Origin of the sequence: Chryseobacterium sp. S0630, assembly GCF_024158915.1 — a bacterium.
GTDB lineage: Bacteria > Bacteroidota > Bacteroidia > Flavobacteriales > Weeksellaceae > Chryseobacterium.
Window position 1 is genome coordinate 1 of the sequence record NZ_JAMZGF010000019.1, and the last position, 25977, is coordinate 25977.

Annotated in this window: 20 protein-coding genes; 12 read left to right on the forward strand and 8 right to left on the reverse strand. The window is 33.2% G+C overall.

Annotated features, from left to right (window positions below):
* Positions 1-198: 198 nt before the first annotated feature.
* The 5 genes from NK356_RS10535 to NK356_RS10555 form a co-directional block, all read right to left on the reverse strand.
* A complete protein-coding gene (locus tag NK356_RS10535) occupies positions 199-1005 on the reverse strand; it encodes a hypothetical protein (protein WP_253316931.1) in 807 nt (268 codons plus the stop codon).
* Between the two features lie 421 nt (positions 1006-1426).
* Entirely contained in the window at positions 1427-1759 is a 333-nt protein-coding gene (locus NK356_RS10540) for a helix-turn-helix domain-containing protein (RefSeq protein WP_253316932.1), read from the reverse strand.
* A complete protein-coding gene (locus tag NK356_RS10545) occupies positions 1735-2154 on the reverse strand; it encodes a helix-turn-helix domain containing protein (protein WP_253316933.1) in 420 nt (139 codons plus the stop codon). Before NK356_RS10545 ends, NK356_RS10540 begins: the two co-directional genes overlap by 25 nt.
* A 31-nt stretch (positions 2155-2185) precedes the next feature.
* Entirely contained in the window at positions 2186-2656 is a 471-nt protein-coding gene (locus tag NK356_RS10550; RefSeq protein WP_253316934.1) for a hypothetical protein, read from the reverse strand.
* Between the two features lie 111 nt (positions 2657-2767).
* On the reverse strand, positions 2768-3679 hold the full coding sequence (locus NK356_RS10555; protein ID WP_253316935.1) for a hypothetical protein: 912 nt from the start codon (positions 3677-3679) through the stop codon (positions 2768-2770).
* A gap of 362 nt (positions 3680-4041) precedes the next feature.
* On the opposite strand from NK356_RS10555, the gene NK356_RS10560 reads away from it, so the two are divergent.
* The gene (locus NK356_RS10560) at positions 4042-7035 is read left to right on the forward strand and encodes a two-component regulator propeller domain-containing protein (RefSeq protein WP_253316936.1); all 2994 of its coding nucleotides are present in this window, start codon (positions 4042-4044) and stop codon (positions 7033-7035) included.
* Positions 7028-7666, forward strand: coding sequence for a response regulator transcription factor (locus tag NK356_RS10565; protein WP_034700015.1), 639 nt, complete (start codon positions 7028-7030; stop codon positions 7664-7666). The genes NK356_RS10560 and NK356_RS10565 overlap by 8 nt, the downstream gene beginning before the upstream one ends.
* Before the next feature lie 140 nt (positions 7667-7806).
* Here the strand turns inward: NK356_RS10565 and NK356_RS10570 are convergent, their stop codons facing one another.
* The 3 genes from NK356_RS10570 to NK356_RS10580 form a co-directional block, all read right to left on the reverse strand.
* Entirely contained in the window at positions 7807-8973 is a 1167-nt protein-coding gene (locus tag NK356_RS10570; RefSeq protein WP_253316937.1) for a hypothetical protein, read from the reverse strand.
* Between the two features lie 590 nt (positions 8974-9563).
* Positions 9564-10073: an ankyrin repeat domain-containing protein gene (locus NK356_RS10575; RefSeq protein ID WP_034700016.1), complete on the reverse strand. Its 510-nt coding sequence runs from the start codon at positions 10071-10073 to the stop codon at positions 9564-9566.
* 5 nt (positions 10074-10078) lie between these two features.
* Complete coding sequence (locus NK356_RS10580; protein ID WP_253316938.1) at positions 10079-11602, reverse strand: catalase; 1524 nt, start codon at positions 11600-11602, stop codon at positions 10079-10081.
* A 380-nt stretch (positions 11603-11982) separates the two neighbouring features.
* On the opposite strand from NK356_RS10580, the gene NK356_RS10585 reads away from it, so the two are divergent.
* The 10 genes from NK356_RS10585 (at position 11983) to NK356_RS10630 (ending at position 25561) form a co-directional block, all read left to right on the forward strand.
* On the forward strand, positions 11983-12396 hold the full coding sequence (locus NK356_RS10585; RefSeq protein WP_253316939.1) for a lipocalin family protein: 414 nt from the start codon (positions 11983-11985) through the stop codon (positions 12394-12396).
* 467 nt (positions 12397-12863) lie between these two features.
* Positions 12864-15854: a two-component regulator propeller domain-containing protein gene (locus NK356_RS10590; protein WP_253316940.1), complete on the forward strand. Its 2991-nt coding sequence runs from the start codon at positions 12864-12866 to the stop codon at positions 15852-15854.
* On the forward strand, positions 15847-16482 hold the full coding sequence (locus NK356_RS10595; protein WP_253316941.1) for a response regulator transcription factor: 636 nt from the start codon (positions 15847-15849) through the stop codon (positions 16480-16482). The genes NK356_RS10590 and NK356_RS10595 overlap by 8 nt, the downstream gene beginning before the upstream one ends.
* A 69-nt stretch (positions 16483-16551) precedes the next feature.
* A complete protein-coding gene (locus tag NK356_RS10600; protein WP_034700025.1) occupies positions 16552-17229 on the forward strand; it encodes a response regulator transcription factor in 678 nt (225 codons plus the stop codon).
* Positions 17226-18491, forward strand: coding sequence for a HAMP domain-containing sensor histidine kinase (locus NK356_RS10605; protein WP_253316942.1), 1266 nt, complete (start codon positions 17226-17228; stop codon positions 18489-18491). Before NK356_RS10600 ends, NK356_RS10605 begins: the two co-directional genes overlap by 4 nt.
* Before the next feature lie 102 nt (positions 18492-18593).
* Positions 18594-20000, forward strand: coding sequence for a porin (locus NK356_RS10610; protein WP_253316943.1), 1407 nt, complete (start codon positions 18594-18596; stop codon positions 19998-20000).
* Positions 20001-20012: 12 nt separating this feature from the next.
* Positions 20013-21299: an MFS transporter gene (locus tag NK356_RS10615; RefSeq protein WP_034700031.1), complete on the forward strand. Its 1287-nt coding sequence runs from the start codon at positions 20013-20015 to the stop codon at positions 21297-21299.
* Positions 21300-21380: 81 nt separating this feature from the next.
* Positions 21381-22652 (forward strand): dicarboxylate/amino acid:cation symporter, encoded by a 1272-nt coding sequence (locus NK356_RS10620; RefSeq protein WP_034700033.1) that lies wholly within the window; start codon positions 21381-21383, stop codon positions 22650-22652.
* A gap of 189 nt (positions 22653-22841) precedes the next feature.
* Entirely contained in the window at positions 22842-23348 is a 507-nt protein-coding gene (locus tag NK356_RS10625) for a TlpA disulfide reductase family protein (RefSeq protein ID WP_253316944.1), read from the forward strand.
* Between the two features lie 167 nt (positions 23349-23515).
* A complete protein-coding gene (locus tag NK356_RS10630; RefSeq protein ID WP_253316945.1) occupies positions 23516-25561 on the forward strand; it encodes a zinc-dependent metalloprotease in 2046 nt (681 codons plus the stop codon).
* Positions 25562-25977: the final 416 nt, after the last annotated feature.

Here is a 25977-nt window from a genome sequence, read left to right on the forward strand (position 1 = left end):
TCAGGCCACCAATCAGAATTCTGGGTTCCTCCTCCTGCTACACTCTTTTTCATTGTTCCGTTATGAAACGGGCATTTGCTGATGTCATTCAAATCTTTTTCCATTGTCGTTTTTTATTTATTTTTATGTGCTACTTAAGTATATGATTATTATAAACATATTTCAGCACTAATTGACTCTATTTTCCAATTAACAGTTTTAATCAGATACTTTAAATACCGATACAGAAACCTTTCCATCGGTTAATAAAGTTAAATTAACTCCTCCAGTTTCAATAGCAAAAGCAATTGTTTCCCCGGCATTAAGCTTAATAAGACCAGTCAAAGTCGTAGAAGTTACGGGAACCGCAGCAAGGGTAACTCCTAATATGGAAACCCGTACTGCATCAAATACTTTTTCCTCAAATATTGTCGTTCCATTTTTTAAAATCCCCATTTTTTTACCTCCCAGAATACTCAAATCTATACCTCCAGCCAATTGCGTTTCAAATGCTACTTCATAAATTCCACTTTTAGCTGCTGTATACACTCCAGTATTGAGAAGGGAAGCAGTTCCTGTCTTCACATCTTGCGAAGAAAGATTGATCTTATTCCAGTTAGTACCTGAAATTCCAAGATTTACTAATGACCAGGCTCCATCTTTGGATGCATATAAAGACGTCCCTGAATTACTTGAATTATCTTTTAGACCTACCCATACTGCATTTACTGCATCATAATAATAAAATCCCGCAGAAGTAACATTAATGGTTTTGGGAGAAACTGTGGTTACAGCAGATGTAGCAAATACCATAGTCCCATTTTGTGCCATACTGTAAGCAAGATCTTTAGCCTTTAACTGATCACCAGTGAGCCTTGGAGGTAAAAAGCCATCCTGAACTGCCGGGTCAGTAGCTTTTCCAACAACGTCAAACGTTCCTGCAGGTGTAGTCGTATTTATCCCAACCTGGCTATAGGATACAGTAGAAAAAAGAAAAGAAAGTAGTACAAGATAAACTTTTCGCATATTTTTAGTATTTAGAATTGAAAAATTAAAAGCACAAATCCTGATTAATAGTTATTAAGTAAAAATCTACTTTCCATCATTACTCCTGTTTTCCAGACTAAAAAACTTAGAGAGAAAATTTCTCTCTAAATATTTCATCTTTAGTTTTTAGAACCACATTAACTATTACACAATATCTAATCATTAATCTAATTCAAATTTCCACTAATTATCATATAGAAGCAAAAATAACATGTAGAGATTAATAGCTACAGATGTATTATAAAAACTACATCTTGTAAATAAAATACGACATTAAATAGACATAATCTACTTTTACTATGAGAATAGAAAAGAGTATACCCATCAGATATACTCTTTAAAAACTTAGAAAAAAACGAAGTAATATAACCCTTATTACTTTAGGATGAAAAGATGCAGATTATACTAAAAAGATACGTTTCCATTTTGTAACAGTATTTCTGCTTAATTTAAAATGCTTGGCTAGCTGACTATTATTTAATTTATGTATTTTTTGATAATCAAGAATTTCAAAAATGGTCTTTTTATCATAAGATTTGAACTTCTGACTTTCCGATAATCCCTCAAAAAAAATAATATTATTAATCTTTAAAACATCAGACAGGGACATGGTATCTTTTGATAAATATTTCTTTACATATTCCCTTTTATCCGGACATTTAGACTCTATGAAATCATGGTAAATCCTTTTATAATTAGGTCCCGTATTTATTGTTTGTACTTGCTTATCCATTTGTTCAATGTTGATTTGGGAATTCCGTAATGATTAATGATTTCAACTTGGGTCTTCTGTTTATTTTCCAGAAGCTCCAGCATATAATCTATAATTTCCTTTGTATATAAACTTTTCCGGAACTGAGGCAGTTTTGATTTTACTATATTTTTGTTCTGACTGCCAACCGGAGCATATAATATTAAATGATTGGAATAGAGACGAAAAAAATCATATTCCAATAATTTCGACCATTTTAGCAGTACATCTACATCCAATGATTTCATGGAATACATTTCCAGAATCTCTTTTTCTGTTGAATGTAAGAATCTGCATATTCTGCTCATATCAATATCCTGTTCATTTACACGCTCATATACCAAAGATCCAATATGAATATCTTTTAAATTTTCCATCTTAAATATATTTATATTCAAAACACAACTGCTATATCTTGGAAGTAGGTTCTTGTGTTTTCGCGGTTAAACTTTTCGTAATATCACCTAAAACCTGGTTTGTTTGATTTTGATTACAAAAAGTAATATCAATACTTTTTTTCAATACTTTTCCTGAAGAATTTGAAAAAAGAATGATTAAATATTTCCGAAAGATTCTTTCCTTTGTTTCTATCCTAATAATTTTTGTTTGAGGCATTTCAAATACCGGCATTTTTTTTCCACCTGAAAGCCATTGATAGTTTTTAATGGAAACCACTTGTCCGGAATTTTCATATTCGAATATAAACCGGTTCTTTAATGCTCCATATATCAATACCAATAAAGCTGTTAAGAAAAATATTCCTGAAAATAAATAATAACCTAAATACCTAAGGCCAATAATGATCAAAAAAAGCAATGCCGATATAACTAACTGAAAAGTCATATAATTGCTCACATTTTTCTTATTATTTATTTTCATCGACCTCCAATTATTAAAATTGTTTATTCTTATTTGTTTTCAATTTTTACATCCTTAGATTCAAATGGCGGAATATTGCTATCCCGCTCATTCAAAAATGTAATTAAAAATCTAATTCTTATAAAAACTATATCCTACGGATTGTACTCCCCAATTTTGCAAAAGACCTGGATTCGTAAGAGTTTGTCTTGATGAAAAGTTTTCAATTCCATATAACAACTCTACTTTATATTCACTATCAGGATCAACAGTTACTGCTGTACCATCTCCAATACTATAAAAAGCAGATAGGAAATATCTAAAATTTTGGTTTGTACTTCCTGGTGTCGAATATGTAGTTCCAGAATTATCTTTAGTTGCAGCTTCTTGAAGATATGGTGAAATCTGAGTGGTCTGCATTGTCACTGTTACTACATTAACAACATTCCAGGTAGTGCCCGTTTTTTTATACAATCTGGCATATGCCCTGCTATGAAAGAAAAGTGGCAGCCTAATTCTCCCTGTACCTCCAATTATATCTGCTTGAGACCAATCAAACCCATATGCCATTTCAAACCAAGTGTTCCATGTTGCTGTACCTCTTCTTACAGAACCTGCAGGAAATTTAAAAATGATTTCTGAATTAGGTACCACCCAACAGTTAGCAGGCTGGATAGTAGTTCCAGTTCCACCATCCTGTGCATTAGTTTGCAATGGGTTTAATATAGATGTTAAAGGCACATTTACACTACTATTTTGTCTAACATTACTATCAATGTTATATAAAATAAAATCGTTTGGATCAACTGGCTTAAACATTCCTACATTTCCTTCTCCATCAGCAACCAGAGGGGTTCCTGCCGGAATAACAGGCAAGTCTCTAACTCGCAATTGCCCATTAATATCCATTGTTTTTGTAGGAGATGTTGTATTAATCCCAACATTTCCCGTTTGCGCAAATACGCTAGTTGACAGCCCTAATAATACAGCTGCTAAAGATGTAACTTTTGTGTTTTTAAACATACTTAGGTTTATTTTTTTCAATTTGTTTTTTTTAAGACAAAACAATTCAATCAAGTACAACATGTTATTTCTTTAAACACAAAGGAGAAATTATCTCCTCTGTGTGAAATGACCTTGAAATTTTTGATTAAAATGTTTGGGAACACATTTAACTTAAATTGTTAAATCAAGTAATAAATTATTGTTGCAAATATCTGACAACCTTAATAAAAACTAAAATAATTACTGTAAATATATATTACCGTTATTGTAATTTTTAATAATATTACATGTAGTTTATAAATGACATTTAATTCTTTTAAAAGCGAGTAATATTTACTACATTTATAACAATAATTAAATATGTAAGACAAAAACACAAAAATAAAACACTATAATTAACAATGTCAGTTAAAACACTTACATTCCTGCTATTAATATGGATACAATGTTGTTACAGCCAACTAGCCGATTCTGCATGGTATGACACTGATAATGGACTTCCACAGAATAGTGTAAAAGATATTATTAAAGATAAACATGGGTTTATATGGCTGAGCACAGAAAACGGCTTAGTACGCTATGACGGATATAATTTTGTTACTTATAATCATCTTAATCTTAAAAACAACAGATTTACTACATTTTTTGGTAGTGTAGAAAAAGACTCTATTTATAATTTTACTGCTTATACAGAAAACATAGTTTTACTTAATAAAAGAAGCATAAACACTTTACGTTATCAGACCAATTGTGTAAAAAAAGCATTGCATGAAAGCAAGTTATATGGATTATTTGTAAAAAATGGAACTCCTGAAAAAATAGATCATAAAGACTTCTTTATTTATTTTGGTAAAAAAAACACCTATCATCTATTTAATAATGGAATTATACAATATAATGATAAAAAGATAGTGCCCATAAAGAAACTGCATAAGAATTATATAACCAATACTTTTTGTTTGGGACAAAATATTTTTATCATTTCCAGAACATTAAAAAAAATTATCAAAATTTCGTCAGGGCAAGTCAGATATTTAGATGCCGAGGATATTTTTTTCCAAAATAATGTGAAAGTATATTGGAGCCAAATTAATGATCAATGCTTTCTTTTTCATAATAATACCTTGTATAGAGTATCCTTTCAGGATAATGAAATTAGTTTAAAAAAAATGATCCATTATGATCTTAATGAAAACTCCTTAGCTTCCATCTATCATGATGACATCAACAATAAATTATATCTCGGAACATTATCAGATGGATTGAATGTCATCAAGTTTAATAATTTTCATGTAGCCAACCGATCGGATAAATCCTATGAAAATATCTTTTATTCAATACTTCCCTTTGAAGATAATAAAGTAATTACCTCCTCTGGAGATGTATACAATGAAAACGGACTGATAAAACAGTATCATTTTAATACGACAAGCCGATATTTCCTGTTGTATGACAGTAAAAAAAATATTATTGTTCAAAATGGGACTTCATTACTCCGTTTTTTTCAAAACTCCAACTACTCGAAAAGTGAATCTATATATTTTGAGAGAACACCATCTCATGTATTAAATGTCAACAATTACTATATTATTGCATTTCATGAGCAACCTTCATTACAATCTCAGCTCACCTTCTATAAAGACTCCAGTTTTAAAGATCCCTTTTTACAATTTTCGGTTCCCAATATTGTCACTTCAGTACAGAAGTTGACTCATAATAAGTGGCTGATAGGAAGCAGAGATGCTTTATATACAATAGAAGCACCAACATTTGTCCCTAAAAAAATTTCCACCAAGCCCTTACATATAAGAGAAATTACAAAGACAAAGGATGGAAATTTTTGGATTATGACTCAGGGAAACGGTTTTTTCCTTTATAATAAGGGCCAACTTATTAAAATGCCGGAAGATAAAAACGGATATCTTTTATTTGCCCATACTATTCTGGAGGACCACAAAGGATTCCTCTGGATCAGCACTAATAATGGTTTATTCAAAGTACTCAAAAACAACTTACTGCAATATGCTAAAGATAAGAAAACTTTACCTAACTATTACCGATACAGCAAGGAAGACGGATTTAATACCAATGAGTTCAATGGTGGATGTGCTCCCAGCTCTTCAGTCCTTCAGAATGGCTATTTTGTATTTCCATCTATCAAAGGTCTGGTGTTTTTTGATCCTGAAAAAATAAGAAGCTATTATCCTAAAAACTTCTTTTTGGAGCGGGTTATATTTTATGAATCCAAAAGCAGTATAAAAGGACAGAATATTAATCTGGAAAACGATTTTTATAAAGCAATTATATTAGTGGATGTTCCTTATTATGCCAACAGAGCTAATATGGTTATCGAAGCAAAACTGAAAGACTCCAAGAATGAGAAATGGGAAAGGGTAAATAGTGATGGTAAATATTATATCTCCAACCTGGAGCCAGGCCAATATCAGCTTATTGCAAGAGTATTGTATTCCCCCGAAGGAAAATACCTATACAAAACACTCAATATCAATGTAAAATATTTATTTTATCAAACACTTATTTTTAAGTTCTTTATTGCTTTACTATTTATTCTTATTGTATTTACTCTTTTTAAAATAAGAATAAAAAGGCAGGAAAAGAAAAAAAGGGAACTTGAAAAAATTATTGCAACAAGAACCCGGAAACTGTCAAAAACAGTTTCAAAATTAGAATATAGCAAGGAACAGCTGAGAAAAGAGAGCATACAACAGAAAAAATTATTAGAGACGATAAGCCATGATATCATTACTCCTATAAAGTTTTTATCCATCACAGCTCAAAAGTTATACGAAACTGACGAGCATGATCGTTACATAAAAAAGAAATATTTTGAAAGCTTCTACAAATCTTCAGTAGAATTTTACAATTTCGTGAAAACCTTAAAAGAATACGCGGAGATATATAATATTTCTGAAAAGAATGAAACTTATAATATTTATGAACTGGTAGAAGCCAAAAAAGCTCTTTTTGATGTTGCTGCTAAAGAACAAAACACTCTTATCATTAATAGTATAACAGATCCTACCTATTCAAAAATCAACCAAAATGTAATAACAGTCATCATCCACAACCTTATAGATAATGCAGTTAAAAATACCATCAATGGAATCGTAGAGCTTTCTACCTTTGAATACACCCAGACCCTCTTCCTGGAGGTAAAAGATACGGGTAAAGGAATGAGTAAGGAACAAATGATCTATTATGAAAAGCTTCAGGACAATATTGAAAATGAAAAACTCATTTTACAAAAATACAGTTTAGGATTACACCTCATCCTTCAGCTACTCATGATGATCAATGGCAAAATTGAATTTAAAAATAATACACCACAAGGAACAATAATATCAATTAAAATTAAAAAACAAAAAAATGACTAGAAAAATTATTATTGCAGATGATCATTTTGTAGTAAGATTAGGCACTACCCTGATTTTGGAATCCCACTACAAAGATGTACAGATTTCCTGTGCAGAATCCTATACGGAACTCATAGAAAAGCTACATATTGAACAATTCGATCTACTAATCCTGGACATCAATATGCCGGAAAGCAAATATTTAAGTATGATTGGTGAATTAAAAACGATGCATCCCAATCTTAAAATTCTGGTTTTTTCTGTGTATGATAATGATATTGCGGTGCAGTATATCATAGAAGGCGCCGATGGATATATTAATAAACTATCTGACGAAAACAATATCCTGGAAGCAGTTCAGCAAATCTTTGAAACCGGAACCTATTATTCTCCGGATATTGTAAAAAAACTCGTTTCTTCAGCTAAAAAAAACAATCCTGTAAATCCACTTGAAACATTATCAGAAAGAGAAAAGGAAATATTTGATCTGTTGATTAAAGGTTATGGAAATATTGAAATATCAAATGAATTAAACCTCCACCTTTCTACTGTGAGCACTTATAAAGCAAGAATTTATAAAAAGTTGAATATTAAAACTACGGTTGATCTTGTAAGACTGGGCGATAAAAACCAGACACACAAACATAAATAACCTCCTATATTTAGTTTTTTTTTTTAATAATCTATTGAAGTACCTGCTAAATGTATGTAAATTAAAAAAACGGAATAAATATTCCGTTTTTTTAATCATCTGTATTCTATCAGAATCGTAAAGTTGTTAATACAATTTTATTAATGCTTTTTTGACTTAATTTTCTTTTGTAATTTTTGGGTTAAGTGAAGAAGTTTATTGATTTGTTCTTTTTGAGCATCAATCTGTGTTTGCTGTTTTATAACATGCAAGTAAAGTTCTTCAACCTTCTCCAATGTCTGGGTTGAAAGTTCTGATAAATTAAATGAGTAAAGTCCATTTTCCGTTTTTGCTAAATCATTAATAGAAGTTACTCCAGGTAAATGATTGTTCTCTTTAATAAATTTTTCTGTATCATAAATATTTAAAAATTTATATTTAGAATTCAGTAAAGACTTTCCATTATAATACTCTTCGAATACATAATCGGGATAGGTAGTTGTTGCTGTCGTAATACTTCCGCTTACTTTCAATTTTTCACCTGGTGCAAAGGTCGTGGTGGAATATCCGATACCTAAATTTTGAACAAAAAAGGAATTCCCATTCGGCTCTATGGAAAACTGTGTTGCTCCGTTAGTTGAGGCAGCTGGTGTTGTAACGAATTGAATTCCACTGGGTGCTGCAGTAAAGCCTGTTCCTATTGATAAACCCGTACTATTTCCAGTTGCATTCATTTGGGCTTGTGAGTTTGTATCAGTAAAAATATGGAGACTTGGATTGCCACCATTTTGTAAAGATATTGTCGCTCTAGTACCCGATCCGGAATCTTGAATCATACCATAACCAAACTTATTGCTAAATACTGTCTTTTGCCCTCCACCGGGTGAAGCAGATAGGTCATTTGCAATTGTAAGGGTTTTATCGTCTTGTGTTAAAACTCTGGTCCCTGTAAGAGTACCATTTGCATTATAAATATTGTTATAAGAACTGATCAGTTTCTGCCATACTGTACCATCAAAATAATAGTAGCCAATAGCGTCAATATTTACTCTTGGTCCGGTATTGTTACCTGCTGAGATATCTGTAATATATATCAATGCTCCTTTTTGATTAGCTCCATAAAGAGCATCTCCTTTCGCGGAAAGCTGTGCGCGGGTAAGTCTCGGTGCCTGAAGTCCGTCAAGATCAGTAGCCCCTAGTTTTCCATTAACATCCAATGTGGAGTTAGGCGTTGTAGTATCAATCCCTACACCTGCCGTCTGTGCAAAAACACCAGCAGAAGTTACCAATAGGGCTGCTGTAAATAAAGTTGTTAAATTTTTTCTCATTGTTTTAATTTTAGTATTTAAACTTTTTTGAAGTGAAAAATATGGGATAAGCAAATAAATCTGATTCTTATATCCACTTGTGCAGTGTTAGCACAAAACAGAAAAAACATTCCTTTACTTAAAAATGGAATAGGAAAAAATGAGGTTTTTGTTTAAGAATAAACAAAAAGTAGAAATATAATCTTTATAAAGGTGTATTACCTTACATAAATATATTGTTCTACGGATGGCTTTTTTAATACTTTTGGGGAATTTAAATATATTTTATAATGTTTTTATTTGCATTTTCATCATTACTGACTTAATAATCCTTTTATTTTTCAAGAATGGAACTAATTCATTTTGATGGTACAAATTTAAAATACGGGATGTGAAAAATTCAACTTTCCACTGTAAAAACAAATTGCCATACATGTAGTAATATATCTTACTCATGTAGTTAAAAAATTACAAACCTCTGTAAATGTTTACCACATCAATAAACCAGCAGTTATTTTTGTACAATCCGATATCACATAATAAAGATCCTCCTACCAAATTGATAGGAGGAATATTACAAAAGTTGGTAGAAAAACTATTATTCTCCGAAATTATAATGATTGAAGCAGCTTTACAGCTTCTTCATTATTTTGCATCACGGCATGCTGCAAAGCCGTATTGCCTCTATTATCCTTAGCATTTTTATCTGCTCCGTTCTCTAAGAGCAGTTTTAGGATTTCAGTTCTTGCAAAAACAGCAGCATAGATAAGAGCCGTTGCATCATTATAGTTTTTGATGTTTATATTTGCCTTATGGGAAATCAACAACAAGATCATTTCTTTATGTCCTTTAAACGTAGCTCCCATTAGTGCCGTATTACCGTTATTATCCTGAAGATCAGGCTGAGCTCCATTTTCAAGCAACCATTTTACCACTTTTTCATGATTATGATATACGGCAAGTATTAAAGGAGTATATCCTTCCTCATTTTTAGAATTGACCTCTTTTTTAAACTGAGAAATTGCTTCTACATCACCTGTCTTTGCATAAGAAAAAATATCCTGCGCACTCATTCTGCTCATTGTAAGAAGCATCATGATGATAGAAAAAAGATATTTCATTATTTCTATTTTGAAGACAATAAAGATTCCAGTTGCTGACGATCCATTTTAACATATTGAGCCAGTCGCTTTCCATATTCTGCATCTGCCTGATAGAAATAGGAGATCATTTTAGCCACTACTTTTTTATTCTCAACACTGCTCAGAGCACTACCCAGATTTTTAATCAGGTTATCCTGATCTTTTTTAGAGAAAGACCGATAAAGTTCTCCAGCTTGTTTAAAGTTGTTTTCTTTATCGATTTTAGCTTGTGCTGTAGATGTACCTGCAGGGAAAACAGTTTGGGAGTATTTGAACTTTTTATTATCAGTAACTTCAGGCTTAGTTGTTGAAGGCTGATAGTTTACCTCTCCGTTCTGAGCTCTCATAGACATATAGCCGTTTTGGTTATATGTTGTCACATTATTTTTTGCTGCATTAATTGGTAACTGTTGGAAGTTCCCTCCAATTCTGTGTCTTTGAGTATCAAAATATGAGAATAATCTTCCCTGTAACAGTTTATCTTCTGATGGTTCTATTCCCGGAACAAGAGTACCAGGAGAAAAAGCAGCCTGTTCTACCTGCTGAAAATAATTTGTTGGATTTTGATTAAGGGTCATCGTTCCCACTTTCACTGATTTTGCGATAGATTCCGGCCATACTTTAGTTACATCTACCGGATTAAAATCGAGCTTTTCAAAATCATCCTTTTTCAACATCTGCACATATAAATCCCATTTTGGAAAGTCTTTATTCTGGATAGAATTATATAAATCTCTTGTTGCATGTTCTATTTGTGTAGACTGGATTTTATCAGCTTCTTCCTGCGTAAGATTTCTTTCACCTTGCTTGGGAACCCACTTGTATTTTACATAGGTTATTTCTCCTTTTGCATTGATCCATTTAAAAGCATGTACTCCATTTCCTTGCATCTCTCTGTAATTGGCAGGAATTCCATTGTCAGAGAACAACCATGTCAGCATATGGGTAGCCTCCGGGATATTAGCCATAAAATCAAACACCCTGTTATTATCGGAAGCATTATTAGTAACCGGAGAAGGTTTAAAAGCGTGTACCATATCTGGAAACTTAATTGCATCTCTGATAAAAAACACCGGTAAATTGTTACCTACCAAGTCATAATTTCCCTGATCCGTATAAAACTTAACAGCAAATCCTCTTGGATCCCTAAAAGTTTCCGGAGATCCCTGCTGATGTACTACGGTAGAGAATCTTACCAATACCGGAGTTTTCTTACCAGCCTTTGATAAAAAATCAGCCATTGTAACATCAGAAAAATCAGCATCTGCAACAAATTCACCTATGGCTCCTGCTCCTCTTGCATGCACTACCCTTTCAGGAATTCTTTCTCTGTCAAAAGCAGCCAGTTTTTCAATTAAATGAATATCCTCCAGCAATACCGGTCCGTTATTACCTACTGTTTTAGAATTTTGATTATCTCCTACAGGACTTCCTGTATTAGTTGTCAACTGTTGAGAATAGACTGTTGATGCTATCAGGATTCCCGCTAACAAAACATTTTTTTTCATAATTTTTTATTTTATAGTGGGGCAAATATAGAGAGATGATTTAGTGGATTCATCTTAATAAATTCAATCATAAAAATTAATTAAATCTATCGAGTAGCTAAACATCAATAGATATCATCTACTATATTTTATAAAATAAACTTATTTTTTTCTCAAACAAATTTCTTCAAGACACTTTAAATGGCATATCGTGTAGTTTAATAACTACACTCATTTAAACATAATTTAGAGAACAATTACTTAATTTTGCTAAGTCAAAAAAATTAAACACCTGATAAAAATATCATGGTTAATTAGACATAGCTAGAAACAATTGATAGGCTGGTATAAGAAGTTTATACCGAAGACATTTACAAGACATACATAAAAACATAAGCATTATGAAAAAAAAGGTATTATCACTAATTATCTTGGGTATTTTGACAGCGTGCACTTCTCCCAAAAAAGAAAATACAGAAGTTAGTTCAAATAAAACATCAGATGTTAAAGCTAAACTTGTAGGAAAATGGGTACAACCTATTCCAGGACAGGAAAAGGAAAAGGAGGGTATTGAGCTTCGGGAAAATGGTACCGCAGCATCAATAAATATACACACGTTGCTATATGAACAATGGAAAGTTTCTCACGATACCCTATTTCTATGGAGTCGTACTGTAGGAGTAGCACAGCCTTCTACCTCTAGCGATATTGACACCTTACTTATTCAAAAACTTGATAATACATCGTTAACGGTTGTATCTTTAATTGGAGACCCTAAAAATAATGTTGCTCAAACTTACAGTAAAGAAAAATAGGTATTTAATTGCTAACAAATTCTTCTTTAGCCAGAAATTCTAACATCGAAGAAATTTATACTAAAGAAAAATAGATTCTAGGATCTATTTTTTTTTACCTATTGAGAGTATAATAATTTTTCTTCAAAATGCAAAAAATCAGTAATTGGATATTCGTCTGATACCTACTGATTTTATTTTATAATAAAGAGAACAAATATTGTTTATCCCAACGTTATTATCAATAACTTTCTCAACAGGATATCAAAACAAATAGGTTCTGTATCCATTACGGAACACCAAGTTTACCAAGTATTTAATTAACATCCATCAATCACTCTAAAAAAGCCATGGAAATTGACGTGGCTATCATTTTAAATTTAAAAGCGTGTAGTTTTAAAACGACACCCAACACTTCTACTGGCTTTCAAAATTTATTAATTTTATAATACTAGACCATGAATACTTTATAATTACAAGTATTAAAAATGTTTTATAAACAACTTATATTTATATTTTTCATAACTACACAACTGTACTACAGTCAGCAAACAGCTTCAATATGGTATGATACAGACAATGGCCTTCCTCAGAACAGTGTAAAGGATATTATTAAAGATAAATACGGATTCATCTGGATCAGTACAGAAAACGGATTGGTACGTTATGACGGAAATAATTTTGTCACCTATAATCATCTCAACTTTAAAAACAACAGATTTACCTCTTTTTTTGGAAATTCAAAGAAAGATACAATTTACAATGCAACAGCTTTCGACGAAAATACGGCATTAATATCTAAAAGAAATGTAAGTATTCTTACTCATAAATCGCTCTGCCTGCAAAGAGTATTGCGTGAAAGTAACTCGGACTTTATTTTTACTAAGAATGCTATATCAGATCAGTTTGAAGATAAAGATTTCTTTATTTATTTTGATAAGAAAAACTATTATCACTTGTTGCATGACGGAACCATACAATACAAGGATCATAAAGTTACAACGCTGAAGAATCTACCTAAAAACTATATTTCAGATACCTTTTGTTTTGACCAGACTATTTTTATCATTTCAAGATCATTAAAAAAAATAATTAAAATTTCTCCTAACCAAATCACTTACCTGGATGCCCCTGAGATTTTCTTTAAAAATGGTATAGAAGTGTACTGGAGCCAGATCAATAATCAATCTTTTATTATCCTGAATCATACACTGTATAAAATAGGTTATGAGCATAATACTTTTAGTTTTAAAAAATTAGCAGATTATGATCTTAATAAAAACTCTTTATCCGCCATTTATCATGATGAAGTGAACAATAAGCTGTACCTTGGAACATTATCAGATGGATTGAATGTAATAAAATTCAACAATTTTCATGTTGTCAACAAATCAGATAAATCCTATGAAAATATCTTTTATTCAATACTTCCTTTTGAAAATGATAAGGTAATCACTTCCTTAGGTGATGTATACAATGAAAACGGATTGGTAAAACAGTATCATTTTGATACAACAAGCAATTTTTTTTTACTGTATGATAATCAAAAGAATATTCTTGTTCAGCAGAAATCAAGTTTACTGCGTTATCTTAAAGAATCTAATTATTCTAAAAAAGAAAAACTTGCTTTTAAAAGGGAACCCTCTTATGCATGGAGGGCGAAAAATTTTTTCATTGTAACATTTCACAAACCTATACTGAAATCTCTCCTTACCTTTTACAGAGACTCTGATTTTAAAATCCCATTCTTACAATTTTCCATTCCCAATATTGTAACCACAGTTCATGAATATGACCATGATAAGTGGCTGGTAGGAACCAGAGATGCTTTATATTCAATAGAAGCCCCTACTTTTATTCCTAAAAAAATATCTGGCACCCCGTTACATGTAAGAGAAATTACAAAAACAGAGGATGGAAATTTTTGGATCACGACCCAGGGAAATGGCTTCTTTTTATATAAGAATAAGCTACTCATTAAAATGCCGGAAGATAAAAACAGATATCTTTTATTTTCGCATACTCTCCTGGAAGATAAAAAAGGTTTTATCTGGATCAGTACCAATAATGGATTATTCCAGGTACTGAAAAACAACCTTCTGCAATATGCTAAAGACAGAAAAACGATACCTAACTATTATCGGTACAGCAAGGAAGACGGCTTTAATACCAATGAGTTCAATGGTGGCTGCTCTCCAAGTGCTTCAGTTCTTCAAAATGGAAATTTTGTATTTCCTTCCATTAAGGGTCTTGTATTTTTCAATCCCCAGAAAATAAGAAGTTATTATCCTAAAAACATCTTTCTGGAACGGGTTATTTTTTATGATCCCAAAAGCTATATAAAAGGGCAAAATATTATTCTGGAAAATAATTTTTATAAAGCAATAATATTAGTAGATGTTCCCTACTATTCCAATAGAACCAATCTGGTTATTGAAGCAAAACTAAAAGGTTCAAAGAATGAAAAGTGGGAAAGGGTAAACAATGATGGGAAGTATTATATTTCAAATCTGGAGCCGGGCCAATATCAGCTTATTGTGAGGGTATTAACTTCTCCAAAAGGGAATTATATGTATAAAACAATGAATATCAGTGTAAAACAACTGTTTTATCAGATACTCATCTTTAAGTTTTTTATTCTATTTTTTATATCTGTATTTACATTGAAATTGATAAAACTTAGAATAAAAAGACAAATATTAAAAAAGAAGGAACTTGAAGAAATCATTGAAATAAGAACCCGGAAACTTTCAAAAACAGTTTCAAAACTAGAATATACCAAGGAGCAGCTGCGAAAAGAGAGTGTACAGCAGAAAAAACTATTGGAAACCATAAGCCATGATATTATTACTCCTATAAAGTTCTTATCTATAACCGCCAAAAAGTTATATGAGACTGACGAACATGATCGTTACATACAAAAGAAACATTTTGAAAGTTTCTACAAATCTTCGGTAGAATTTTACAATTTCGTGAAAACCTTAAAAGAATATGCAGAGATTTATAATATTTCTGAAAAAAATGAAACGTATAATGTTTACGAAATTGTGGAAGCTAAAAAAACACTTTTTGAGGTGGCTGCCAAAGAGCAAAATACTCTTATCGTCAACAATATTAAAGATCCTACCTATTCAAAGATCAACCAGAATGTGGTAGCAGTTATTATCCATAACCTTATCGATAATGCAATTAAAAATACCACTAATGGAATTATAGAGCTCTCTACCATTGAAGATGATACTATCTTTTTTCTGGAAGTAAGAGATACCGGTAAAGGAATGAGCAAGGAACAGATGACTTATTATGAAAAGCTTCAGGACAATATTGAAAATGAAAAACTGGTTTTACAAAAATACAGTTTAGGATTACATCTCATCCTTCAGTTGCTTATGATGATCAATGGTAAAATTGAATTTAAAAACAATAAACCACAAGGAACTATAGTATCGATTAAAATAAAAAAACAAAAATATGACTAGAAAAATTATTATTGCAGATGATCATTTTGTAGTAAGATTAGGCACTACCCTGATTTTAGAATCCCACTACAAAGATGTACAGATTTCCTGTGCAGAATCCTATACGGAACTCACAGATAAGTTATACGCAGAACAGTTCAATCTGCTCATCCTCGATATCAATATGCCGGAAAGTAAATATTTAAGCATGATTGGTGAATTAAAAAAAATACAGCCTAATCTTAAAATTCTGGTTTTCTCTGTATATGACAATGACATCGCAGTACAGTATATCATTGAAGGCGCCGATGGATATATTAATAAACTATCTGACGAAAACAATATCCTGGAAGCAGTTCAGCAAATCTTTGAAACCGGAACCTACTACTCTCCGGAGATTGTGAAAAAACTGGTTTCTTCTGCAAAAAAAGACACTCCAATAAATCCACTGGAAGCTTTATCAGAAAGAGAAAAGGAAATATTTAATCTGCTGGTTAAGGGTTACGGAAATATTGAAATATCAAATGAATTAAACCTTCACCTATCTACAGTAAGCACCTACAAAGCAAGGATTTATAAAAAACTGAATATTAAAAACACAGTTGATCTTGTTAGATTGGGAGACCGAAATCAAGTACATAAAAAATAATTAAAAAACCTTGTGTCCATTTGAAACACGATGTTTTTATTGTTATGCTCAACTCAGATAATATTTCCTATGAAAATCTTAATTATAGAAGACCATAAAGATCTGATCATCAATATCACTGATTATCTGAAAAATGAAGATTATATCTGTGAAATTGCATGCGATGCCCAAACAGCATTCGAAAAGATTGAACTTTTTGAGTATGATTGTATTCTTCTTGATCTGATGCTTCCCGACGGAAATGGTCTGGATATTTTAAAACATATTAAAACCTGCTCTGCGGGAACAGGTGTAATCATTGTATCAGCAAGAGATTCATTAGACATCAAATTAGCAGGACTGGATGAAGGTGCCGATGATTATATTACAAAACCTTTCCCACTTCCTGAACTTCATTCCAGGATAAAAGCTGTTTTCAGGAGGAAAACCCCGGAAACCCACCGACATCTTATCTTCAATGAAATATCAATAGATCTGGAATCTAAGGCGTGCAGTATCTGTAATCAGCTGATCAGTTTAACCAAAAAGGAATTAAATCTTTTGATCTATTTTATCAACAACCAAAACAGAATGCTGACCAAGCAGGCCATCGCCAGTCATTTATGGGGAGATTACACCTATAGTATTGACAATATTGATTTTGTATATCAACATTTGAAAAATCTAAGAAAAAAGCTCATAGAATCAGGAGGTAAAGATTATCTGCAGACTGTCTATGGATTGGGCTATAAGTGGATTGACAAATGAGTTTAAGTTTACGGTTTGCAAGGGCTTTTGCCTGTTTGGTATTCTTTGTTCTGGGAACGGGTTTTATCATTATGTATTTTGCTCTTGAAAGAACCACCGTTCGTTCTGCTATTCTAAAACTACAAGCCCAGAATATGCAGGCGGCCCATCAGCTGGAACGAGATCCATTTTATGATTACACTCTTTTCAGACAGAATCCTGCAGTGAATATCCTTCCTGATTCTCATACCATACCTAAGGCGAAAAAAATTAAAGAAAAGTATATTTGGGACCATAAAACACAGTCGTATATCAATAAGATAGAAGTAACGGATTATCTGGTCATTCACAAAAAAAAATATTCCATAAAAAGCATCCGTTACATTACGATCATTGAGCACCAGTTTCTAACAAGTATTCTGATGGTGATTGCATGGATAACAATATTTCTGATCATTCTAACAATCATTGTCAGTACAGTTGTGTCAAAAAGCATTCTGGAGCCGTTCTATTGTTCTCTGGACGAGATTAAAAAATTCAATTTAAAAGATCATTGTCAGATGAATCTTATGGAGACCAACATCAAAGAATTCAAACTGCTTAATCAGTTTCTGCTGAAAATGTCTGATAATTCAAAAAAAGATTATAATCTGCTGGAAGAACTTTCTGAAAACACTTCTCATGAACTCCAGACTCCTCTGGCTTCTATGAAAGGGAAGATAGAACTGCTGATGGACAGTCAGCTTTCTGAGTACCAGCTCACCACCTTAGATATGATGAATAATGAATTGGACAGACTCTCTTCTATCAATCAATCCCTTATTCTTCTGGCAAAACTGGAACATTTTGAGAAAAAAACAGCCAATTCCATCAATTTTTCCAAAATCTTACGAGAAAGACTGCAGTACTTTGAAGAACTATTTATTCTTCAAAATCTCTCTGTGATTATTGATATTCAGGATGATATTTTTTTAAGCTTCGATGAAAACCTGGCAGCCATCATCATCAATAACCTTATCAGTAATGCCAGAAAACACAATATGGATAATGGTGATATTCGCTTAAAGCTTACTGAACATTTTTTTGAGATCTCCAACACCGGCTATCCTCCTGCTCTGCCCACTGAAGAATTATTCCAGAGATTCAAGCGTGGCAACCCCAATCAAAACTCTATCGGGATTGGTTTGGCATTGGTGAAGAGAATTTTGGAGATCTACCAAAAGAAGATCTCTTACCATTTTAGCAATAACCGACATGTCGTTACAATATACTTCACAAATTAAAACACTGTAAAACAAAAATATAATAACAAAAATCACACATCAGTAACAACTTCAGAATTTCTTCAGAATTTATGTATTGCTTAGGTGCAAATAAAACCACATATGAAAAGAATATTATTCATTCTGGGTTTAATAGGGTCTCAGATGGCTTACAGCCAGGACACTCTTAAACCTGGAACATCCGAAACTGCAGCAGAAAAAAATCCCTTAGATATTGGTGAGCTTAAGATCAATCTTACTCCTAAAGGAGACAAATGGCTAAAATTCAGTGTTTCCAGCCAGATGTGGCTTCGAAGTATTGAAAATAATCCGGGCACAGCCGTCAATTCTGTCCCACAGCAGGAGACTTACGATGCGGGAATGCGAAGAATGAGGGTAACGATACAAAGCCAGATTACTCCTTTTTATTCTGTATTTCTTCAGGTAGGAGCGAACAATCAGAATTTCATCTCCGGAGGAGGCTCTGGTACCGGAACAAACGGAGCAGGAAAAAAGGCCGCTTTCTTTTTCCATGATGCCTACAATGAATTAGCAATTATTCCAAGAAATGATTTTCAGACAGGGTTACCTAATAAAAATAGCCTTTACTTCGGTGTAGGGCTTCATTCCTGGAATGGAGTAAGCCGGATGACCAATGGAAGCACCACCAAAATGCTGGCCGGAGATCTTCCTATTTTTAATTTTCCCACGATTGAAATTTCAGATCAGTTTTCCAGGCAGTTTGGGGTATTTGTACATGGGGAATTCGACAGGCTTAATTATAGATTCAGTGTTAATAAACCTTTTGCAACAAACTTAAAACCCAGTGTAGGAAGCGGCGCTGTAGATAATAATCAGAATGGAAAATTATCATTTGCAGGATATGCCTATTATCAGTTTTTCAATAAAGAAATTACAGCAACTTCTTTTCTGGCAGGAAATAACCTTGCCGTAAAAAAAGTACTGAATGTGGGAGCGGGATTTTATACGAATAAAAATGCTACTCAGACTCAGCCCAAAGAAAATGTTTTTGAGTCTCATAATACTTCGGTTTTGGGTACTGATATCTATTCTGAAATTCCCGTTGGGGATAAAAAGAAAGAAATGGGACTTACTTTATATGGTGTTTTTTATCATTATAACTATGGACCTAACTATTTAAGAACAAGCGGCATTATGAACCCTGGCACCGCAGATCCCGGATTTACAGGACAAAAAGCACTGGAAGGAGCAGGAAATAACAGAATTTTAATGGGAACCGGAAATATATTCTTTACTCAGGCAGGTTTTGTACTTCCTAAATTCAGTAAAATTCTGAAAGTTCAGCCATTTTTCAGCTATGCTTTAAAAGATATGAAAGCATTGCAGGAAAAAGGAAGTTACTATGACATTGGTGCTAATTTATTTCTCTATGGCCAGAATGCAAAAATTGTAGCTCAGTATAGCAGCAGACCTCTATATGACGCGGTTTCCAAAACAATTTTCGACAGAAAGGGAGAATTTCTGCTGGGGCTTTTCATCGTACTTTAAAATTATTTTTCTATGAATACAACTCAAATTACAACTTCACAGAGAATCAAAGCCATTATTGGCGGTTCAATAGGAAATCTGGTAGAATGGTATGACTGGTATGCGTATGCCGCATTTGCCATCTATTTTTCAAACTCATTTTTCCCGGATTCCGATCTTAATGCCCAGCTGCTTAATACCGCCGGAATTTTTGCTGTAGGTTTCCTCATGCGTCCTGTTGGCGGATGGATGTTTGGAAGTATTGCAGATAAAATTGGAAGAAAAAGAGCTATGACCCTTTCCGTTTTGCTGATGTCTTTCGGTTCACTGCTCATTGCCCTTACTCCTACTTATGAAACTATAGGAATCTTAGCTCCTGTCATGTTGTTGATTGCAAGACTTCTTCAAGGATTAAGTGTAGGAGGAGAATATGGTGTTTCGGCTACGTATCTGAGTGAAATGGCAGATGAAAAAAGAAGAGGTTTCTATTCAAGCTTTCAATATGTGACTTTAATTGGCGGACAGCTTATAGCTTTAGGAATTCAACTCATTTTACAGAAATTAGTTCTCACAGAAACACAGCTGGAAAATTGGGGTTGGAGAATTCCTTTTGTAGTAGGCGCTTTTCTTTCTGTGATTGCCCTGTATCTAAGATCAAGCCTTCATGAAACGGAAGCTTTTAAAAACAAAGCCTCTAATGAAAAGAAAGGGACCATCAAAGAACTCCTGAAGCATCCCAAAGCTGTACTTACTGTAGTGGGGCTTACATTGGGAGGAACGCTGGCATTTTATACCTATACTACCTATATGCAAAAATTCCTGGTCAATACAGTGCATCTCAGCAAAGAGCAGTCTACACTGATTTCATTTGTTTCTTTATTTATTTTCGCATGCCTGCAGCCGATATTTGGGATGTTGTCTGATAAAATAGGCCGAAAACCTTTATTAATTGGTTTTGGAATTCTTGGAACAATATGCACAGTCCCTCTTCTTACGATGCTGAGTGTGATTACTTCTGCGTGGGCTGCCTTCTTTTTAATTATGATTGCCTTAATTATTCTTAGCGGATATACTTCAATTAATGCAGTAGTAAAAGCAGAACTCTTTCCTTCAGAGATCAGGGCTCTGGGTGTAGGTCTTCCTTATGCCCTTACTGTTGCTATTTTTGGGGGAACTGCTGAATATATTGCCCTATGGCTCAAAAAGATAAATATGGAATCATTATTCTATTGGTATATCACAGCATGTATACTTTTTTCTCTGATTGTATATGCAAGAATGAAAGACACGAAAAAAACTTCAGAATTAGATAAAGATTAAATGCAGCTATATCGGTAAACTACAATATTTATTCGGCATTCTATCCCTTAACATATTACAAGTATAATAATTTAAACACTTATGAAATCAAAAAAAATATATCAGCAGCTTTACTTTCAAGTTGTTATAGCTATCATTGGCGGAGTACTTTTAGGCCAGTTTTATCCTGAAATCGGTGAGAAAATGAAACCATTGGGTGATGGTTTTATTAAACTGGTTAAAATGATTATTGCACCGGTTATTTTTATCACCCTTACATTGGGAATTGCCCACATGACAGACCTCACCAAAGTGGGCCGGATTGCTGTAAAATCAATGATCTATTTTCTTACTTTCTCTACCCTGGCTCTTGTCATTGGGCTTATTGTAGGAAATTTATTACAGCCCGGATCAGGATTAAATATTGATCCCTCCAATCTTTCAGGCGATATTTCTCAATATCAGCAGAAAGCCCACGATACCACAGTCACGGGATTTCTCACCAATATTATTCCGGACACATTGTTTAGTCCTCTTGTAGGTGATAACATTCTTCAGATACTTTTGGTGTCTATCTTAATGGGAGTTGCTTTGGTATTAACTAAAGATAAAAGCCAAAGGATCACTGATTTTATCCAGGATTTATCAGCTCCCATCTTTAAAATTGTACATATGCTGATGAAGCTTGCACCTATCGGAGCTTTTGGTGCAATGGCATTTACTATTGGGAAATACGGGCTTTACTCTGTTTTAAATCTGATTTTTTTAGTAGGCACTTTTTACATCACTTCTATCCTGTTCATCATTGTCATATTAGGAGGAGTAGCCTGGTATAATGGATTTAATATTTTCAAGCTCATCATTTATCTTAAAGAAGAAGTTCTTCTGGTATTAGGAACGAGTTCTTCAGAATCTGCACTGCCAGGACTTATGGAAAAGCTTGAAAAAGCAGGCTGTTCGAAAACTATTGTAGGTTTTGTTGTTCCTACCGGCTATTCTTTTAATCTTGACGGAACTAATATTTATATGACTCTTGCTTCACTTTTTATTGCCCAGGCTCTTAATATTCACCTGCCTATTGAAAAACAGCTGGCACTCCTTCTGATTGCTATGCTAAGTTCTAAAGGAGCAGCAGGAGTTACAGGAGCAGGTTTTGTCACTTTAGCAGCAACATTAGCGATTGTACCGGAAATTCCTATTGCCGGAATGACACTGATTTTAGGAATTGATAAATTTATGAGTGAATGCAGAGCGCTCACCAACGTTATTGGTAATTCTGTGGCTACTGTTGTAGTGGCTAACTGGGAGAATCAACTTGATAAAGAACAACTTCAGTTATGTCTTAATAACCCTCATAAAAACCTTACCGAATAATAAGAGCATTTCTATATTTAACTTCATATTAGTAAAGCCCTGTTTTAAAATTTTTAAAACAGGGCTTTTTTACAGATATAAATCAACAATAGCCACTATAAAAACCGTCATTCCTATCGTTAAATAACTACAACCCTGATGCCTTTGTAAGCAAATTTATTATATAGCTTTGCTCATAAAAGAAGTTATATGAAAAGGTGGTTTTTATTTTTCATTATTCCAATGGGAATAATATTAATTGGTTTATTATTCCTTAGGTCCAGGAACGCAAACAGATCAATTCAGCAGCATAAATCACCTGATATTAAAAATAGTCCTTTCCATAAAGAATATCTTAGTAAAGGGGGAATAACTGTTGTTAATGTATGGGCAACCTGGTGTCAGCCATGTGTAGAGGAAATCCCAGTCTTTCAAAAAATAGCAACAGAAAATAATCATATCAAATTTGTTTTCTTATCGCTGGATGAAGATCAGAAAAAATTAGAAATGTTTCTTACAAAACACCCTATTAATGATATAACGTTTAAAAACAAAGAATATATAGAGACAATCAAAACATTTCTGGGTGGGAATGGGGTCATGGGATATAGCGTTATACCACAGACTTTTATTATAAAAGATGGCAAAGTTGTAGACAAAAGCATTGGAGGTATTGACTATCAGAATTTTACAGACAAATTAAAATCATTCTACTAGATCCAATTAAATAGGTTGATTAAACCAAAAAAAATTGGATTATTCAAATAATTTATTAACATAAAAATCCAAAAATTATGAGATTTAAATCATTACTATTTATGTCCCTATTTCCAATAATAGGTTTTGCACAGCAAGATAGGCCTCATGAGTGTAAAGCAGATGAAATGATGAAAAAACATTTTGAGCTGCATCCTGAATCTAAGGCTGAATATGATAATTTTGAGAAATACACCAAAGATTTCATAAAAAAAATGAAATCAAACAAAAATTCATTGAATACAATCAATAATCCAACCTACATTATCCCTGTGGTTTTTCATGTGTATGGAGAATCTCAAAGTAATGTAAAAGTAAATTACCAAAAAGTAGTCGACTTACTGGAACAAATCAACTTAAATTTCAATGGAATTAACACTGATTCAAACACCGTAGATCCTGATTTCCAATCTATCAGAGGAGCTTTAAGCATTGAATTCCGTTTAGCTAAAATTGACCCCACCGGAAAAGTAACCAGCGGAGTGGTATTTCATCCTTTCAAAGGCGGATATGGCAATGGTGGCGGATATGATACAGAAATTGGTGCAGATGCCTGGGATAATACAAAGTATATGAATGTGTATATCCAAAATGATCTTTATGCTGATAAAACTCTTAATAACTCAGGAGTGGCCTGGTATCCGGATACATCCATGACTTCAGATAATACAGCAAGAGTTGTTTATAATGGACGTTATATATTTGATGCTGCAGGAACAGTGGCTTCAAACGAGTTTTCTGATACATTCACGCACGAATTTGGGCACTGGCTCAATCTTCAGCATACTTTCAATGTTCTTTGTTCAACTGCAAACCCTGGTAATGATGGTGATGGAGTTGCAGACACCCCTGTAGAAAATAATTCTAATGGATTAGGATGTGCCACTGGCAACAATTGTCTTGGACAGAAAGTGAACGTTGAAAACTATATGGGATACAACGGCTCTGCCGGTTGTTATAAAATGTTTACCAATGGACAAGTTTACAGGATGCTGGCAGCATTAAACCATGCTTCAAGAGTAACTTTATGGCAGCCTGCCAACTTAGTTGCAACCGGAGTTGCCAATACTCCGCCCAGGCTAACCCTTAGCAACAGTACATTTACAGAAAACTTAGACAATAATGGAGCAGTGTCATTAGATGGAACAGTAGCCTCTGCCCCTACATCAACAATTACATTAAATTCAGCAACATTTGACGTACCAAATGGAACAACTCTTGTTTCGGGAACACATTTCACCTCTTCATTACCAGCAGGACTAACAGCAAGTATAGTAGTTACAAGCCCTACAACTGCTACACTTACCATAAATGGTGCTGCAACCAGTCACCCAAAAAGCCAGGTCCTGAATTCATCAATTACATTCCTGAATCCGGCTATAACAGGAGGCACAGCTTCACTAGGATCAACAACAGCTCTAGCATTAACTTTCTCTTATAAAGATCCTTATAAAATAGTTACAGGGACTCCTCTGGAAAGTTATGCCAACCCAACAGCAACAACAGTAACAACCAACCCCGGAGCACCTTGGAAATATTTTATCATTAACCCGGAACTTAGTGATAATGCAGGATATGGAGCTTGGTACTATGCTGCCAATCAATTAAAGTTCGAAACCTATTGGAAAGGGTTAGTATGCGAAACAGGAACACGAAATATAAGTTTAATTCCAGCTTGCACCACCATAACTAATGCAAGTAATATAGGGTATCCTGGCTTTACTCCCAACCAACTTGATGTGTACACTCCTACCTATACTACCTGGTCTGGTCAAACAGCCTATGTTGGTTTTAGAAATCAATTCGATGGTTACAACATTAACGGTTATTTCAAACTGATTGTGGGGGCAAATGGTTCAGATTATTCTGTAACTGAGTATGCATACAATACACAACCATATGGCAGTATTACAACACCTTGTGTATTATCCACTGCAGATGTTGATACAAAAAACTCAGAAACTTCCATCTATCCAAATCCAGTTTCTGATGTATTGACAATTAAAACAACAGGGAAAATTAAATCAATTGCTGTTTATGATATGTCTGGAAGAAAAATAAATGCTAAAGTTATTGGTGACAAGGTTGACGTTAGACACTTCCAAAGCGGAACTTATTTAATTGATATCGAAACTTCTTTAGGAAAGTCTTCTCAAAAATTCATTAAAAAATAAGATCAAATGCTATATAATAAAATATGATATCTAATAAAAAGGGGCTAAATATAAATTCGTTTAACATTCATATTTTTTAACTTCCTGTATTTTATGAGATGGTGCAGGATCAGGATGGGCTCAATGAGCCCATCTTTTTTATATATCATTCTTAAAAATATGTTATATGACAATTTATAGCTTCATTGCTATAGTCTAATGTTTACAACTTATACTTCTTATTACTTAAGCTATTTCAATAAGTTTGTCATTATTAAACTGTTTATGCATATCCGATTTTAAGTAGTAATGACATTTCATCTTTTAAATTTCGCTCATTTAAATTTAAAAGTATAATATAAGTCAATTACATGATCCTTTAATAAAAAGATATCATTTCTAAACATAAATTCGTCAAACATTCATATTTTAACTTT